Annotated in this window: 16 protein-coding genes; 6 read left to right on the top strand and 10 right to left on the bottom strand. The window is 70.7% G+C overall.

All coding sequences use genetic code 11. The features are described from left to right. Positions 1 to 34: 34 nt before the first annotated feature. Entirely contained in the window at positions 35 to 841 is an 807-nt protein-coding gene (locus tag ABCU91_RS13470; protein WP_413354114.1) for a hypothetical protein, read from the top strand. Continuing rightward, positions 838 to 1,113 (top strand): hypothetical protein, encoded by a 276-nt coding sequence (locus ABCU91_RS13465; RefSeq protein WP_406923657.1) that lies wholly within the window; start codon positions 838 to 840, stop codon positions 1,111 to 1,113. The genes ABCU91_RS13470 and ABCU91_RS13465 overlap by 4 nt, the downstream gene beginning before the upstream one ends. Here ABCU91_RS13465 and ABCU91_RS13460 read toward each other — a convergent pair. After that, positions 1,110 to 1,583 (bottom strand): hypothetical protein, encoded by a 474-nt coding sequence (locus ABCU91_RS13460; protein WP_413354113.1) that lies wholly within the window; start codon positions 1,581 to 1,583, stop codon positions 1,110 to 1,112. The genes ABCU91_RS13465 and ABCU91_RS13460 overlap by 4 nt on opposite strands. 86 nt (positions 1,584 to 1,669) lie before the next feature. Then, a complete protein-coding gene (locus ABCU91_RS13455) occupies positions 1,670 to 2,992 on the bottom strand; it encodes a bifunctional o-acetylhomoserine/o-acetylserine sulfhydrylase (RefSeq protein ID WP_413354111.1) in 1,323 nt (440 codons plus the stop codon). Between the two features lie 165 nt (positions 2,993 to 3,157). On the opposite strand from ABCU91_RS13455, the gene ABCU91_RS13450 reads away from it, so the two are divergent. Beyond that, positions 3,158 to 3,943 (top strand): SDR family oxidoreductase, encoded by a 786-nt coding sequence (locus ABCU91_RS13450; RefSeq protein WP_413354109.1) that lies wholly within the window; start codon positions 3,158 to 3,160, stop codon positions 3,941 to 3,943. A 6-nt stretch (positions 3,944 to 3,949) separates the two neighbouring features. Here ABCU91_RS13450 and ABCU91_RS13445 read toward each other — a convergent pair whose 3' ends face one another. Continuing rightward, positions 3,950 to 5,395: an MFS transporter gene (locus ABCU91_RS13445; RefSeq protein WP_413355412.1), complete on the bottom strand. Its 1,446-nt coding sequence runs from the start codon at positions 5,393 to 5,395 to the stop codon at positions 3,950 to 3,952. A 106-nt stretch (positions 5,396 to 5,501) separates the two neighbouring features. Here ABCU91_RS13445 and ABCU91_RS13440 point away from each other — a divergent pair, with 106 nt between their 5' ends. Genes ABCU91_RS13440 through ABCU91_RS13430 form a run of 3 tightly spaced genes read left to right on the top strand, consistent with a single transcriptional unit; the run spans position 5,502 to position 7,343 of the window. Continuing rightward, positions 5,502 to 6,020, top strand: a complete 519-nt coding sequence (locus ABCU91_RS13440) for a phosphoribosyltransferase (protein ID WP_413354108.1) — start codon at positions 5,502 to 5,504, stop codon at positions 6,018 to 6,020. Next, the gene (locus ABCU91_RS13435) at positions 6,017 to 6,703 is read left to right on the top strand and encodes a uracil-DNA glycosylase (protein WP_406923661.1); all 687 of its coding nucleotides are present in this window, start codon (positions 6,017 to 6,019) and stop codon (positions 6,701 to 6,703) included. The genes ABCU91_RS13440 and ABCU91_RS13435 overlap by 4 nt, the downstream gene beginning before the upstream one ends. A 16-nt stretch (positions 6,704 to 6,719) precedes the next feature. Continuing rightward, positions 6,720 to 7,343 (top strand): N-acetyltransferase family protein, encoded by a 624-nt coding sequence (locus ABCU91_RS13430; protein WP_406923662.1) that lies wholly within the window; start codon positions 6,720 to 6,722, stop codon positions 7,341 to 7,343. Here ABCU91_RS13430 and ABCU91_RS13425 read toward each other — a convergent pair. Genes ABCU91_RS13425 through ABCU91_RS13395 form a run of 7 tightly spaced genes read right to left on the bottom strand, consistent with a single transcriptional unit; the run spans position 7,321 to position 13,649 of the window. Continuing rightward, positions 7,321 to 7,647, bottom strand: coding sequence for a protealysin inhibitor emfourin (locus ABCU91_RS13425; protein WP_406923663.1), 327 nt, complete (start codon positions 7,645 to 7,647; stop codon positions 7,321 to 7,323). The two genes, ABCU91_RS13430 and ABCU91_RS13425, sit on opposite strands and share 23 nt — an antisense overlap. Further along, the gene (locus ABCU91_RS13420; RefSeq protein WP_406923664.1) at positions 7,631 to 8,689 is read right to left on the bottom strand and encodes a M4 family metallopeptidase; all 1,059 of its coding nucleotides are present in this window, start codon (positions 8,687 to 8,689) and stop codon (positions 7,631 to 7,633) included. Before ABCU91_RS13420 ends, ABCU91_RS13425 begins: the two co-directional genes overlap by 17 nt. 41 nt (positions 8,690 to 8,730) lie before the next feature. Then, entirely contained in the window at positions 8,731 to 9,528 is a 798-nt protein-coding gene (locus ABCU91_RS13415) for an ABC transporter ATP-binding protein (RefSeq protein ID WP_413354106.1), read from the bottom strand. Further along, positions 9,525 to 10,316: an ABC transporter ATP-binding protein gene (locus ABCU91_RS13410; RefSeq protein ID WP_413354105.1), complete on the bottom strand. Its 792-nt coding sequence runs from the start codon at positions 10,314 to 10,316 to the stop codon at positions 9,525 to 9,527. The genes ABCU91_RS13415 and ABCU91_RS13410 overlap by 4 nt, the downstream gene beginning before the upstream one ends. Continuing rightward, positions 10,313 to 11,194, bottom strand: coding sequence for an ABC transporter permease (locus tag ABCU91_RS13405; protein WP_413354104.1), 882 nt, complete (start codon positions 11,192 to 11,194; stop codon positions 10,313 to 10,315). Before ABCU91_RS13405 ends, ABCU91_RS13410 begins: the two co-directional genes overlap by 4 nt. Further along, positions 11,194 to 12,144 carry an ABC transporter permease gene (locus ABCU91_RS13400; protein WP_413354103.1) on the bottom strand — a complete coding sequence of 317 codons (951 nt, stop codon included), beginning with the start codon at positions 12,142 to 12,144 and terminating at the stop codon, positions 11,194 to 11,196. The genes ABCU91_RS13405 and ABCU91_RS13400 overlap by 1 nt, the downstream gene beginning before the upstream one ends. Further along, positions 12,141 to 13,649: an ABC transporter substrate-binding protein gene (locus ABCU91_RS13395; protein ID WP_406923669.1), complete on the bottom strand. Its 1,509-nt coding sequence runs from the start codon at positions 13,647 to 13,649 to the stop codon at positions 12,141 to 12,143. The genes ABCU91_RS13400 and ABCU91_RS13395 overlap by 4 nt, the downstream gene beginning before the upstream one ends. Positions 13,650 to 13,670: the final 21 nt, after the last annotated feature.

Genomic DNA, 13,670 nt, shown 5'->3' with positions numbered 1-13,670 from the left:
CTGTGACCTGATCGCTCCACCGGAAGAGACCCTGATGACACGTTCCTGGCGCCGCACCGCCTCCCTCACGATGGTTACAGCGCTCCTGGCGTCGACCATCGTGGCATCCCCCTCCATCGCATCGGCGGACGACGAGGTCGACGCGGCCTCGCTCGCCGTCGCTGCGCAATCACTGGCGAATCTGGATGAGTCACTGCTCCTTGCTGCATCCGATGGAGCCGGGACCGGGACGGTGCAGACCAGCCAGGGCACCATCGGCGTCCCGTCGCGGTTGACGGACGGGGTGTCCATACACTCTCCCGGGCGGTCGCCCTTGACGATCGATCTTCCCGAGGCGGACGCGGCGGGCGATGCCGTCCTCCTCCAGGGTGGGGCGGTGACCTACCCGGGTGAGTCTCTGACCAATTCTGTGATCGTCGGTGACACGGGTGTGCAGATGCTGACGACGATCACTTCCGCCGACGCGCCGGAGCATCTCGAGTACGACGTCGACCTCGGCGTCGGCGAGGCGTTGCGATCGACCGAGGACGGGGCCGCGGTCCTCGCCGCTGACGGCACTGTCATCGCCGTGGTCGCGGATGCCTGGGCACTCGACGCGGACGGCGACCCTGTCGCGACGCACTACGAGATCGAGGGCTCCACGCTCATCCAGGTCGTCGATCACCGCGCGGCGGGGGTGGCCTACCCGGTGGTGGCGGATCCGATCTGGATCGCTCCGTGGGTGTTCAAGTGCCTCCTGGGCCTCGGGCTCAAGGGGCCGCAGATCACGCAGGCCTTCGCCACCGGCACGATCTGGGGTGGCCTCGGCGCGGCCGCGCTCGCCTGCGCACTGGGCAAGTGATCGCCGTGCAACCTGAGGAGCTCGCACGGAGGATCGCCAAGGTCGATTCTCAGATCGCGGCGCACCCGCTGTCGAGCGAACGCGTTACGCAGGCGCATGCCGTCATCGAGGCGCACGGGAGCACGGACGACTCCGATGCGATCTCGCGCGAGTTGGCCTCTCGAGGGCTCCCGAGTCTGGTGGAGCTCGGCCGTATCCAGGCGCGGAGCTCGTTCAGCTGGTGGCGGCTCCACCGCAAGCGGCGAGCACTGCTCCGTCGCGCGGATCGCTAGGCGACCCGCGCGCGGCGGACCGAGGAGACGATCGAGTCCAGCACAGCGTTCGACTGACGCAGCAGCGGGCGGGACGCGGCATCCTCGACCAGACGGTCCATGAGCAGCTGGGTCCTCGACACGATGGGATGCCAGTAACCGCCGGGGTGGTGCCGGTCCAGATGCAGGCGCAGTGACCCGTGGTCCGTCGTGAGCACGGCGGTGCCGGGCGCCAGGTCGAGGTCCGGGTCGGTCTGCGTGATCATGACCAGGACGGAACTCCACAGGCCCGAGAACGCGCCGGGGAACGGGAACCGTGTGGTCCTCAGGTCCAGGGTGGCACCCCGGATCTCGGACCAGTCGACCTGCTGCGTCACGGCGGGTCCATCTCGGTGACTGATGGTGTCCACGCCGAGGACGAGGTGACGCCGACCGGGATCGCCGATCGCGAGCCCGTCAGGCACAGCGTGAAGAGGTCCGTAGCGTTTCATCGTCTTCCCTCGAGCGTATCGGGCCGGACGCGCGACACCCCGCCGCGGTGACCCGGACGGGGTGTCGTTCTCCTGAGGAGAGGAGGTCAGGCGCGCGCGGCCTCCGAGTGGCGGCGCGCGGCGGCGAGGGCCTGGTCGAGGTCGGCCTTCAGGTCCTCGACGTTCTCGAGGCCCACCGACAGGCGGACGAGACCCGGGGTGACGCCCGAGGTGAGCTGCTGCTCCGGTGTCAGCTGCGAGTGGGTGGTGGATGCCGGGTGGATGACGAGCGAGCGGACATCGCCGATGTTCGCGAGGTGGCTGAACAGGCTCAGCGCGTTGACGAACTCGCGGCCGGCGGAGACACCGCCCTTCAGCTCGAACGACAGGACCGCGCCGACACCCTTCGGGGCGTAGCGGTTCGCTGCGGCGTACCAGGGCGAGGTCGGAAGGCCCGAGTAGTTCACCGAGGCGACGTCGGGGTGGTTCTCGAGCCACTCCGCAATCTCCTGCGCGTTCTGCACGTGACGCTCGATGCGCAGCGACAGCGTCTCGACACCCTGGATGAGGTTCCACGCGCTCTGCGGCGAGATGGCGGAGCCGAGGTCGCGCAGCAGCTGCACGCGCGCCTTGATGATGTAGGCGAGGGCGTCGCCGACGGCCGCGGTGTAGACGGCGCCGTGGTACGACTCGTCGGGCGTGGTGAGGCCGGGGAATCGCTCGGAGTGCTCCGACCAGGGGAACGAGCCGCCGTCGACGATGACGCCGCCGATGGTCGTGCCGTGGCCGCCGAGGAACTTCGTCACCGAGTGGACGACGATGTCGGCGCCGTGTTCGAACGGGCGGATCAGGTACGGGGTCGCGATCGTGTTGTCGACGATGAGCGGCACGCCGGAGGCGTGGGCGACGTCGGCGACCGTCCGGATGTCGAGGACGTTGATCTGCGGGTTGCCGATCGTCTCGGCGAAGAAGAGCTTCGTGTTCGGGCGCACCGCGCGGCGCCATTCCTCGGCGTCGTCCTGGTTCTCGACGAACGTCGTCTCGATGCCGAGCTTGGCGAGCGTGTACTTGAAGAGGTTGTAGGTGCCGCCGTAGATCGAGCTCGACGAGACGATGTGGTCGCCCGCCTGTGCGATGTTGAGGATCGCGAAGGTCGAGGCCGCCTGGCCGGACGAGACGAGGAGGGCGCCGGTGCCTCCCTCCAGGCCCGCGAGGCGCTGCTCGAGCACGTCCTGCGTCGGGTTCTGGATGCGCGTGTAGATGTTGCCGAACTCGGCGAGGGCGAACAGGTTCGCGGCGTGGTCGGCGTTGTCGAAGACGTACGACGTCGTCTGGTAGATCGGCGTGGCGCGGGCCTTCGTCACCGGGTCCGGAGCGGCGCCGGTGTGGATCTGCTTGGTCTCGAAGCGCCAGTTCTCGGGTGCGGACATGACATGGCTCCCTGCGTGGGTGGTCGGGTGGGTGGTCTGCGGCGACGGATGCCGCGGGCCCGACACCGACGTTACGAGCCGCGCCGCGGGAGGACAACGGAAGGGGACACGGAGCGTAACCTGCCGTGGTCCGCCGGCGCCCCGTGAGTCACTAGCGTTGAGCGCATGGCGAATCGACGTGCAGTGGTGACCGGTGCGAGCTCGGGGATCGGCGAAGCGGTCGTCCGCGCGCTCCGCGCGAGTGGGTGGGACGTCGTCGGCGTCGCCCGTCGCGCGGCCCGGCTGGAGGCCCTCGACGCCGAGGTCGGGTCCCGGTCCTACGCCGCAGACCTTGCGAGCGAGGCCGATGTCGAAGCGCTCGCCGCGCACCTGGAGGACACCGGGCCGGTCCACGCTCTCGTCCACGTCGCCGGCGGTGCGCGCGGAACCCAGCGCGTCGAGGACGGCGACCCGGACGACTGGCGCTGGATGTTCGAGGTCAATGTGCTGTCGGCGCAGCTCGTGACCTCCGCCCTCCTGCCGCACCTGCGCCGTGCGGCCGATGCCGATGGCCACGCCGACGCCGTCTACGTCACCTCGACCGCCGCTCAGACCGCCTACCCCGGCGGGGCCGGGTACAACGCGGCGAAGGCGGGCGAGGCGATGCTCGTGCACGCACTGCGGCTCGAGCTGAACGGCGAGCCGATCCGCGTCGTCGAGGTCGCGCCCGGCATGGTGCAGACCGAGGAGTTCTCCCTCAACCGTCTCGGCGGCGACCGTGCGGCTGCCGAGAAGGTCTACGACGGCGTCGATCAGCCGCTGGTGGCGGCGGATGTCGCGGACGTCATCGCGTACGCGCTGAACGCCCCCGGCCACGTCAACCTCGACCTCATCACGATGCGTCCGGTCGCGCAGTCGGCGCAGCATCTGCTGGCCCGTGGGCCGCTGCGCCCGCGTACGGTCGAGAGCTGAGCCGCGTCAGCCTGCAGGGGGCGCGTCCGCGAACGCGACCTTCGGGACGAGGAGCAGCAGGAGAGCGGCGAGGAACCCGCCGGCCGCGCAGACGGCCCACACGGTGAGGTAGCCGCCGAGCGAACTGGCCGTCTGCCCGGCGACGGCACCGGCGCCCGCGGCGAGCACGACGCCGAAGACGGCGGACGAGAACGCGCCGCCGATCGTCTTCGTCGTGTTCGTCATCCCCGATGCCTCGCCCGTCTTGCCGAACGGTGCGGCCGCGGCGGCGGCTGCCGGCATCGCTCCTACCAGGGCGCCGCATCCGATGCCTGCGATCGAGAGGTTCAGCAGCACCTGCCAGACCTCCACGTGGAATGGCAGGAACAGGGCGTAGCCGACGCCGACGAGCGCGGCCGCGGCGATGAGCGCGACGCGGGGACGCATGCGCCGCGACGTGATCGCGAACAGCACCGCACCCACGATGAGCGAGACGAGGTACAGCCCGATCACGTAGGAGCGTTCGGTGGCGTCGAGGCCCAGACCGTAGCCCAGGGACGAGTCCGTCCCCGCGTAGGTCGAGAGCGGTCCCTGGGCTCCGAGCAGGCTGATGCCGATGAGGAACGCGGTGGCCTGGACGGGCCACATGTCTGGCCGGGCGAGGACGCGCATGTCGATGACGGGATGCCGGTGCCTCAGCTCGTGACGGACGAACCACACGAGCACGCCGACGCCGAGCAGGAACAGTGCGGCGACGCCGAGCCAGGTCCCCGCGCCGAGCCCGAGCTCCCCGATGAGCCTCATCCACGCGAGGGCTCCGGTCACGAGCAGCAGCCCCCAGGCGAGGAGGATCACCCCGACGGTGTCGAGGCGCCGTTCGCCGCTCGGGGTGGACTCGGGCACCCACAGCCAGATGACCACCACGACGAGGGAGACGGCGATAGCGGGCGCCATGAGGGTGAGGGCGAGGTCGCCGGTCGCCGCGTAGATGCGTCCGGCCGCGAGGGCGCCGACGATGGCCCCCGCTTCGAGCCCGACGACGAGCAGCCCCGCCGCGCGGCGGGTGAGGGAGACGCCGCGGTTCTGCTGCCTGCCGCGCTCGAAGATCAGGGCGACCTCGAGGGGCAGCCACACGACGTAGAAGCCTTGGAGCGACCAGAACAGGAGGAACGTCCAGAACGAGTCCGCGAAGACGAGTCCCCACGAGGCGAGGGCGGTCAGCCCCGCGGCGACGAGCAGGATGCGCTTGTGCCCGAACATGTCGCCGAGCTTGGCGAGGATCGGGACGACGAGGGCGCTCAGCAGGAGCTGACCCGCCTCGAACCAGTTCACGTCCGCATCCCGGATCCCGAGGTGGATGACGATGTCGCTGAACAGGGGGACGTAGAACCCCTGCAGGATCCCGCTGACGATCTCGACGACGATGAACCACCCGATGAGTCCCGCCGTGATCCCCGCGGCGGAGGAACGCAGGGCGGACGAGCGCAGCAACGGTGCGGAGGAGGGCGGGATCCCGGTCACGAGCGCGAGCCTAGCGCTGGAGCGGGCCGCCGTCCCGCAGGTCGTAGTCTGAGGATCCATGGACGAAGGGATGCCGGTGGCCGCCGAACGCGAGACGTTGACCTGGGATGATTTCGGCGGGGCGACCCGTGACCTGGCGCGAGGCATCGTCGCGGACGGGTTCGCGCCCGACATCGTCGTCGCGATCGCTCGAGGCGGCCTGCTGCCGGCGGGGGCGGTCGCGTACGGCCTCGGAGTCAAGAGCTGCGGAGCGCTGAACGTCGAGTTCTACACGGGGGTCGGGACGGTGCTCGATGCGCCCGAGATTCTGCCTCCCGATCTCGACCTCGGCGCCCTCGACGGCAAGCGCGTGCTTCTGGTCGATGACGTGGCCGACAGCGGCCGGACGCTCGCCCTCGCGGTGCAGCTGATCCGGGACGCCGGTGCGGAGGTCCGCTCGGTCTGCATCTACACGAAGCCCGGCTCCGTCGCGTCGCCCGACTACTCGTGGCGTGAGACGGATCTCTGGATCGACTTCCCCTGGTCGTTCCGCGGCTCCGTCGCAGAAGAGGACGCGGGCCTGCCCGCAGGGGCATGAGCGGTCGCTCGCTCGACGAGCTCGCCGCGGGCGGGCTGATCCACCCTGAGTGGGCCGAGGCGCTCGCCCCCGTCGCCTCCGATATCGCGGCGCTCGGTGACCGGCTGCGCGACGACGAGCGCGGCTACCTGCCCGCGGGCGACCACGTGCTGCGCGCGTTCGCACGCCCGCTCTCCGCGGTCCGCGTGCTCGTCGTCGGTCAGGACCCCTACCCGACGCCCGGGCACCCGATCGGTCTCTCGTTCGCCGTCGACCGGCACGTGCGTCCGCTGCCGCGGAGCCTCGGCAACATCTACGCCGAGCTGTCGAGCGATCTCGGCATCCCTCCCGCGTCGCACGGCGACCTGTCGGCGTGGACGGAGCAGGGCGTCATGCTGCTCAACCGCGTCCTGACCGTCGCGCCCGGTGAAGCCGGCTCGCACCGCGGCTGGGGGTGGGAGCGCGTCACGGCGCACGCGATCTCGACACTCGTCGCCCGCCCCGAACCGCTCGTGGCCGTGCTCTGGGGCAAGGATGCCGCGAGCCTCGTCCCGATGCTCGGTGACACCCCGCGCGTCGAGTCGGCGCATCCGTCCCCGCTGTCGGCGCGGCGCGGCTTCTTCGGCTCGCGACCCTTCTCGCGGGTGAACGCGTTGCTCGAAGCGCAGGGGGCCTCTCCCGTCGACTGGCGACTGCCCGACTGAGCCGTATGCTGGCGGCATGCTGGAGGACGAATACGAGCGCGATCGCCGTCGCCTTCCCCGTCACCTCCGCCGTCGTCCCGAACCCGAGCGGGGGTTCTCGTTCGAACTGCGCCCCGCCGTCCGCACCGATATGGCCGACGTGCGCGAGATCTACAACCACTACGTGGCGAACTCGGTCGTCACCTTCGACGAGAAGCGCTGGTCCCACAAGCAGTGGGTCGAGAAGTTCGACTATCTCTCGAAGCTCGGTCTGCCGTTCCTCGTCGCGGTGTCGCCGACCGGGCAGATCCTCGGCTACGGTCTCGTCTCGCCGTGGGCGGGCAAGAGCGGGTTCCGCTACACCGTCGAGAACTCGATCTATCTGGGACAGGCGGCGACAGGAAAGGGCCTCGGCCGGGCCCTCTTGGAGGGGCTCATCGCCGCGTGCGAGGAGAAGGGCATCCGCGAGATGGTCGCCGTCGTCAGCGACAAGGGAGCCGAAGCCTCCCTCGCCCTGCACGAGCGGCTGGGTTTCGTCGAGGTCGGCCGCATGGGCAAGGTGGGTTTCAAGTTCGGGCGCTCGCTCGGCACGATCTACCTGCAGAAGCACCTGAACCCGAAGAAGAAGGACACGCTCCTCACCCGCCTGCGTTCTCGCTGAGGTCGGCGGGGCGCACGGCCGCACCGTCGGCCTGCACGCGGTCGATGAGCGCGCGCCAGGGACCGGTGGCATCGCCCACGACCGCTCGGCGATCCGCGTCGCCGTGGATGGCCGCGACCTCCCACGAGAATCGGTCCGCGCCGGGAGCGGATGCCGGGGGTTCCTCCCACGGGCACGCGTCGACGAGCGGCAGCCAGGCCTCCGCGTCGGTCCCCGCGACCTCGACGCGCCACGCGCGACGGAGTCCGGCGAATCCGCCGGTGCGGACGACGACGATCGTCAGCGGATCAACGGGGTGCGGCATCCTCCACGACTCCGACGCTCGCCCACGCGGTGCGGACGGCGACGGCCTCCTCAGAGTCCTCACCGTACTCCCGCGCCGCCGTCTCGGCAGTGGCGGAGGCGAACTGCGCGAAGGTGGCGGCGGCGGAGAGGGTGCCCGAGACGAGGGTGAGGTACCAGATGCGACCGGCGCGCTCCCAGGCGTAGCCGCCGAGAGCGGTCGCAACGAGGTGGAATGCCTTGTTCGGGATGCCGGAATTGATGTGCACGCCGCCGTTGTCGCCGGAGGTCTCGACGAAATCGCGCATGTGCGAGGGCTGCGGGTCCTTGCCGAGCACGTCGTCGTCATACGCGGTGCCGGGGGCGGCGAGGGAGCGGAGGGCGGAGCCCGTGACCGCGTCGGTGAAGATCTCGGCGCCGACGAGCCAGGTGGCGGCATCCGCTGTCTGACCCCTGTGGTGCTGATCGGTGAGCGCACCGAACACGTCGGCGATCGACTCGTTGAGCGCGCCGGACTGACCCGAGTAATCCAGGCCGCCGGCCGATTCGATCACGCCGTGGCCCAGCTCGTGCGCGATGACGCTGAGCGAGCGCGTGAAACCGGCGAACACCTCGCCGTCGCCGTCGCCGAACACCATGCGCTCGCCGTCCCAGAACGCGTTGTCGTAGGCGCGACCGTAGTGGACCGTGGCGGCGAGCGAGCCGCTGCGTCCGTCGAGACCGACGCGCTCGAAGGCCTCCCACAGGAACGTGAACGTCGCGCCGAGCCCGTCATAGGCCTCGTCGACCGCCGCGTCGCCGGTCGCGTCCGCCCCCTCGGCGCGGGCGGGCCGGCCCGGCAGTTCCTCGCGGTTCTCGGCGTCGGAGATGAGCCGGTCGGGATCAGGAGCGGCTGAGACGACCAGCGAGTCCCCTTCGACCGACAGATCGAGGTGGCCGCGCATCGGCGCGTAGGCGCGGGGGACCGCCAGGGTCGCGCGGGCGGCGGCGACGGCGTGCGGGAATCGTTCGGCCGGAGCGGCCGCGAGACGGGCGAGCAGGTACGGCGGGACGATGGCGTGCATGTCGCCACGCTAGCGCCAGCCGCCGACAGCGTGACGTCTCGTTACCGGTCCCGCGGGTCGATGACCGGGATCGAGGCGAGCAGCCGGCGCGTGTAGGCGACCTGCGGTTCGAGCAGCACCTTCTCGGTCGGGCCCTCCTCGACGACGCGGCCCTCGGTCATGACGACGACGTCGTCGCAGAGGTTCTGCACCACCCCGATGTCGTGCGAGACCATGACGAGCGTGAGGCCGTCCCGCCGGCGCAGCTCGCGGATGAGGTCGAGGATCTGCGCCCGGACCGTCACGTCGAGGGCGGACAGCGGCTCGTCCCCGACGAGGACGTCGGGGCGGTGGACGAGCGCGCGAGCGAGAGCGATCCGCTGACGCTGACCGCCCGAGAACTCGTGCGGGAACCGCTCGGCGGCATCGGCGGGCAGGCCCACGTCGCTCAGCACCTCGCGGACGCGCGCACGGTGGTCGCCGGCGATCTCGAGTGCGGAGAGAGGCTCTGCGACGATGCGCCCGACGCTCATCCGGGGATCGAGCGACCCGTACGGGTCCTGGAAGACGATGCCGGTGCGCCGGCGCAGCCAGTGGAGCGAGCGGGCGGGCGCCGATCCGTCGACGGGACGTCCGTCGAACTCGACGCTCCCCGCGCTCGGCACGTCGAGCCCCAGGAGCAGGCGCACGAGAGTCGACTTGCCCGAGCCCGACTCGCCGATGATCCCGAGGGCGTTGCCTGCGCGGACGTCGACGTCGACGTCGTCGAGGGCGGTCGTCCACCGAGCCGGCTCGAACGGTCGGGACCGCGGCATCCGGTGTCTGCGCGTCAGTCCGCGCGCTCGCATCAGTTCGCTCATGCGCGGCCTCCCGGTCGCCAGAGGGTGGCCGTCGCGTCGCGCAGCAGCGCCTGGGTGACGGGCGACGCGGGGGAGCGCAGGAGGGTCCGGAGCGGCCCCGACTCGACGACGCGGCCGGTGTCGAGGACGACGGCGTCGGTCGCGATCTGGGACAGCACGGCGAGATCGTGCGTGATGAACACGAGCGACATCCCGTCCTCGTCGACGAGGTGGTGGAGCAGGTCCAGGATCTCGGCCTGGATCGTGACGTCGAGCGCGGTGGTCGGCTCGTCCGCGATCAGGAGCCGGGGCCGGCAGGCGAGGGCCATCGCGATGGCGACGCGCTGGCGCTGTCCGCCCGAGAGCTGGTGCGGATAGCGACGGACGATGGTCTCGGGCTCGGGGAGCCTCACCCGACGCGCCTCGTCGATCGCCCGCGCCCACGCCTCGGCGCGGGAGATACCGCGCTGATGGATGCGGATCGATTCGGCGATCTGCCGACCCACCGTCCGGATGGGGTTGAGCGCTGTCTGGGGCTCCTGGAACACCATGCCGATCTCGTCGCCGCGTAGCCGCGCGAGGTCGCGATCCGGCATCCCGATCAGCTCCCGGCCGTCCCAGCGGACGCTGCCGCCGACCCGGGCGCCGTCGGGGAGTAGGCCGAGGATCGCGAGGGCCGTCAGGGATTTGCCGGATCCGGACTCGCCGATCAGGCCCACGCGCGCGGCGTCGCCGACCTCGAGGTCGATCCCGTCGACGACGCGACGACCGGCGATGTCGATCGTGAGTCCGGAGAGCGAGAGCGTCATGCCGTCACCGCCGCGGGAGGTTCGGCGCCGCGCGGTGCTGAGCCGCGGGACAGGGTGGGATCCGTGGCGTCGCGGAGCGCGTCGCCGAGGAGGTTGAAGCCGAGGACGGTCAGCGTGATGGCGAGACCCGGCCAGAGAACCGACAGCGGATGGACGCTGATGAAGCGCTGCAGGTCGGCCAGGAGCAGTCCCCAGGACGGCTGGGTCAGCGGCGCGCCGAACCCGAGGTACGAGAGACCGGCCTCGGCGAGCACCGCGACGGCCATGCCCCACGACAGCTGCACGATGAAGACGGGGGCGACGTTCGGGAGCAGGTGGCGCCAGAGGTTCTGCGTCGGGGTCAGCCCCGAGGCGCGCCCGGCGAGGACGAAGTCGCTCCGGAGGATGCGACGCAGCTCGGGACGGGTGACGCGGGCGATGTTGACGCCGAACCCGATGCCGACCGACACGATGACGACGAGCAGGGATCCGCCCCACACCGCCGAGATCATCATCGCGATCAGCAGCACCGGGAAGGCGATGAGGATGTCCACGATCACCGTGACCCCCTCGCGGACGGGTCGCGGCGTGAGCGCGCCGAGGGCTGCGAGCACGAGTCCGATGACGGTCGCGATGACACCGGCTCCCACGGCGACGAGCACTGTCGTCCGAGCCCCCGCCATCAGGAGGCTCAGGATGTCGCGTCCCGACCCGTCGGTCCCGAGCAGGTGTGCGGCGCCGGGCGCCGCCCAGCGGTTCGCGATGTCGACGCGTTGCGGGTCGAGGGGGGTCCAGACAAGGGACACGAGCGCCGTCACGGCGATTACGAGGACCACGATGACCCCGAACCGACCGGTCCCCGACGCCCAGACCCGCCCCGCCCACTGCAGTCGTCGCATCACTCTGCCTCTCGCTGGCGCGGATCGAGGACGCGGTGCACGAGGTCGACGACGAACCCGATGACGAGGACCAGTCCCGTGAGGACGAGGAGTTCGCCCTGCACCTTGACGAGGTCGCGGTTGCCGGTGTCCTCGACGAGCATCCGCCCGATCCCGGGCAGGCTGAACAGCTGCTCGATGACGACGGCGCCGACCATGATCCCGGCGACCTGAACGCCCAGCACCGTGACGACCGACAGGCCGACGCTCGGGAGCCCGTGACGAAGGAGCGCCTGCGTGCGCGTGAGGCCCTTCGCGGCGGCGGTCCGCACGACGTCCTGGCCCATCGCCTGCAGGGTCGCCGAGCGGACGAACCGCAGCAGCACGGCGCCCTCCACGACGCCGATCGTGACGGCGGGGAGGACGAGAGCGCGCAAAGCCGCCGCAGGGTCCGCCCAGCCCGCGCGAGGGAAGCCCTGCGCCGGGAGCCACCCCAGGGACACCGCGAAGACGACGACGAGCATCATGCCCGCCCACACGACGGGCACGGCGGCGAGGGCCTGCGCGCCGACCGACACGGCGACGCCGTCCGGACGGTGCCGGCGCACCGCCGCGTGCACGCCGAAGGGCAGTGCGACGAGCAGAGCGATGACGAACGAGAGGATGCCGAGGGGCACCGTCACTTCCGCCTTCTGCAGCAGCTCCGAGACGACGGGCGTGCCGGTGAGCTGGGACTGCCCGAGGTCGCCGGAGAGGACCCCGCCGATCCACTCCCCGTACTGGACGGGGAGCGGCCGATCGAGTCCCAGCCGTTCGCGGATGCCGGCGAGCTGCTCCGGGGTCGAGTTCACCCCGGCGATCAGCTGCGCGATGTCACCCGGCAGGATCCGGAGGGTGGTGAAGATGAGCGCGCTGGCGACGAACAGGCCCAGCACCAGCAGGGCCAGTCGCGTCAGCGCGTAGCGGATCACCCCTCGCTCTTGGCCAGCTCGGCGACGTTCAGGCGCTCGTTCACATTGACCGTCGGCATCCCGCTGACGTTCGACGCGACGGCGAGGACGGACTGCCCGTTGTAGAGCCAGTCGGCCGCGTCGTCCTCGGAGACGATGCGCGCGGCCTGCGTCAGCAGATCGGCGGCGGCTGCGTCGTCGGTCGAGGCGACGGCCTCCGCGTAGAGCTTCTGCACCTCGGGGTTGTCGTACGTGAAGTAGTAGTCGGGGTTCGCCCAGTTCTCGAAGTCGCGTGCCTCGGTGTGGAGGACGAAGCTCAGCTGGTAGTCCTTATTGACGTAGACGTCGTTGACCCAGGTGGGGAACTCGACCGGGTTCACTTTCAGGGTGATGCCCACGTCGCGCAGGTTCGAGACGAGGATCTGCGGGACCGTCGTGCCGTACGCGGAGGGGATCGTCAGCGTCAGGGACAGGTTCTCGGCCCCCGCCTCGGCGAGGAGCTGCCGTGCGGCCTCGGGGTCGAAGGGAGCGACGGTCGACAGGTCTTCGTAGCCCGGGTCGAGCGAGGGGATCGGACCGTACATCGTCTTGCCCGCGCCGAGAGCCTCGACGATCGAGTTCTTGTCGATGGCCTGCCGGATCGCCTTGCGCACGCGCGCGTCGGCCAGCGGGCCCGAGGCCTGGTTGAAGGCGAGCGTGCCCTTGTCGGTCGAGTCGCCGAGTTCGAGCGAGAAGTCGCCGGTGGCCTCGACCTGATCCTTCAGGTTCGCGTCGAAGCCGCTCAGGACGTCGAACTCGCCGGCGAGGGCGCCGCTGAGCGCGGACTGGTTGTCGCTCACATACGAGAAGACGACCTCGGCAGCGGACGACGGGGTTCCCCAGTAGTCGGCGAACCGTTCGAAGACGATGCTGTCGCCCTCTCGCCAGTCGGCGAGCCGGAACGGGCCGGTACCGTTGGCCGCGGTCTTACGGTCGATGGAGTCGCCCTCTTTGAGGATCAGACCGGCGCGGCCGGTCAGGCTCCAGAGCAGGGTCGAGTCGGGGGCCTTTAGCGTCAGCGTGATCTTCTGACCGTCGGCGGCGACGTCCGAGACGTTCGCCAGGCGCGCCGAGTCGCGGTACGTCGGGGTGTCACGCACCTGCGTCAGCGACCAGACGACGTCCTGCGGGGTGAGCGGCTGACCGTCGTGGAAGGTCACGCCCTCGCGCAGCGTGAAGGTGTAGGTGAGCTTGTCGGCCGAGACCTCGTAGTCGCTGGCGAGCGCCGGCACGATCTCCTGGTCGGGCGTGCGGGAGACGAGGCCCTGGTACACGTTGTCGATCAGGATCTGGTCGAGGGCGGACCCCGCGGTCTCGCGGATGTCGAGGTTGCCGGGCTCGAGCACGAGGCGAACGTTGACGGTCGCGTCGGGGTCGGGGGTTCCCGCGGATCCGGAGGGAGCCGGCTGCGAGCCGGTGCAGCCCGACAGGAGCAGGGCTCCGGCGGCGAGGAGCGCCGTGGCGGCCAAAGCGGTGCGGCGAAGCATGTGAGTGGGGGGTCCTTTCGG

It is taken from the genome of Microbacterium phoenicis (assembly GCF_047302325.1).
Lineage (GTDB): Bacteria > Actinomycetota > Actinomycetes > Actinomycetales > Microbacteriaceae > Microbacterium.
Note: the sequence above shows the minus strand (reverse complement) of the source record. Positions and strands in the feature narration are given on the sequence as shown.

Coding starts and splice junctions, on each gene's coding strand:
- ABCU91_RS13435 (WP_406923661.1), top strand. CDS start 6,017: ATGAGCGGTCGCTCGCTCGACGAGCTCGCCGCGGGCGGGCTGATCCAC.
- ABCU91_RS13455 (WP_413354111.1), bottom strand. CDS start 2,992: ATGTCCGCACCCGAGAACTGGCGCTTCGAGACCAAGCAGATCCACACC.
- ABCU91_RS13470 (WP_413354114.1), top strand. CDS start 35: ATGACACGTTCCTGGCGCCGCACCGCCTCCCTCACGATGGTTACAGCG.
- ABCU91_RS13430 (WP_406923662.1), top strand. CDS start 6,720: ATGCTGGAGGACGAATACGAGCGCGATCGCCGTCGCCTTCCCCGTCAC.
- ABCU91_RS13450 (WP_413354109.1), top strand. CDS start 3,158: ATGGCGAATCGACGTGCAGTGGTGACCGGTGCGAGCTCGGGGATCGGC.
- ABCU91_RS13395 (WP_406923669.1), bottom strand. CDS start 13,649: ATGCTTCGCCGCACCGCTTTGGCCGCCACGGCGCTCCTCGCCGCCGGA.
- ABCU91_RS13415 (WP_413354106.1), bottom strand. CDS start 9,528: ATGAGCGAACTGATGCGAGCGCGCGGACTGACGCGCAGACACCGGATG.
- ABCU91_RS13405 (WP_413354104.1), bottom strand. CDS start 11,194: ATGCGACGACTGCAGTGGGCGGGGCGGGTCTGGGCGTCGGGGACCGGT.
- ABCU91_RS13410 (WP_413354105.1), bottom strand. CDS start 10,316: ATGACGCTCTCGCTCTCCGGACTCACGATCGACATCGCCGGTCGTCGC.
- ABCU91_RS13440 (WP_413354108.1), top strand. CDS start 5,502: ATGGACGAAGGGATGCCGGTGGCCGCCGAACGCGAGACGTTGACCTGG.
- ABCU91_RS13425 (WP_406923663.1), bottom strand. CDS start 7,647: ATGCCGCACCCCGTTGATCCGCTGACGATCGTCGTCGTCCGCACCGGC.
- ABCU91_RS13420 (WP_406923664.1), bottom strand. CDS start 8,689: ATGCACGCCATCGTCCCGCCGTACCTGCTCGCCCGTCTCGCGGCCGCT.
- ABCU91_RS13460 (WP_413354113.1), bottom strand. CDS start 1,583: ATGAAACGCTACGGACCTCTTCACGCTGTGCCTGACGGGCTCGCGATC.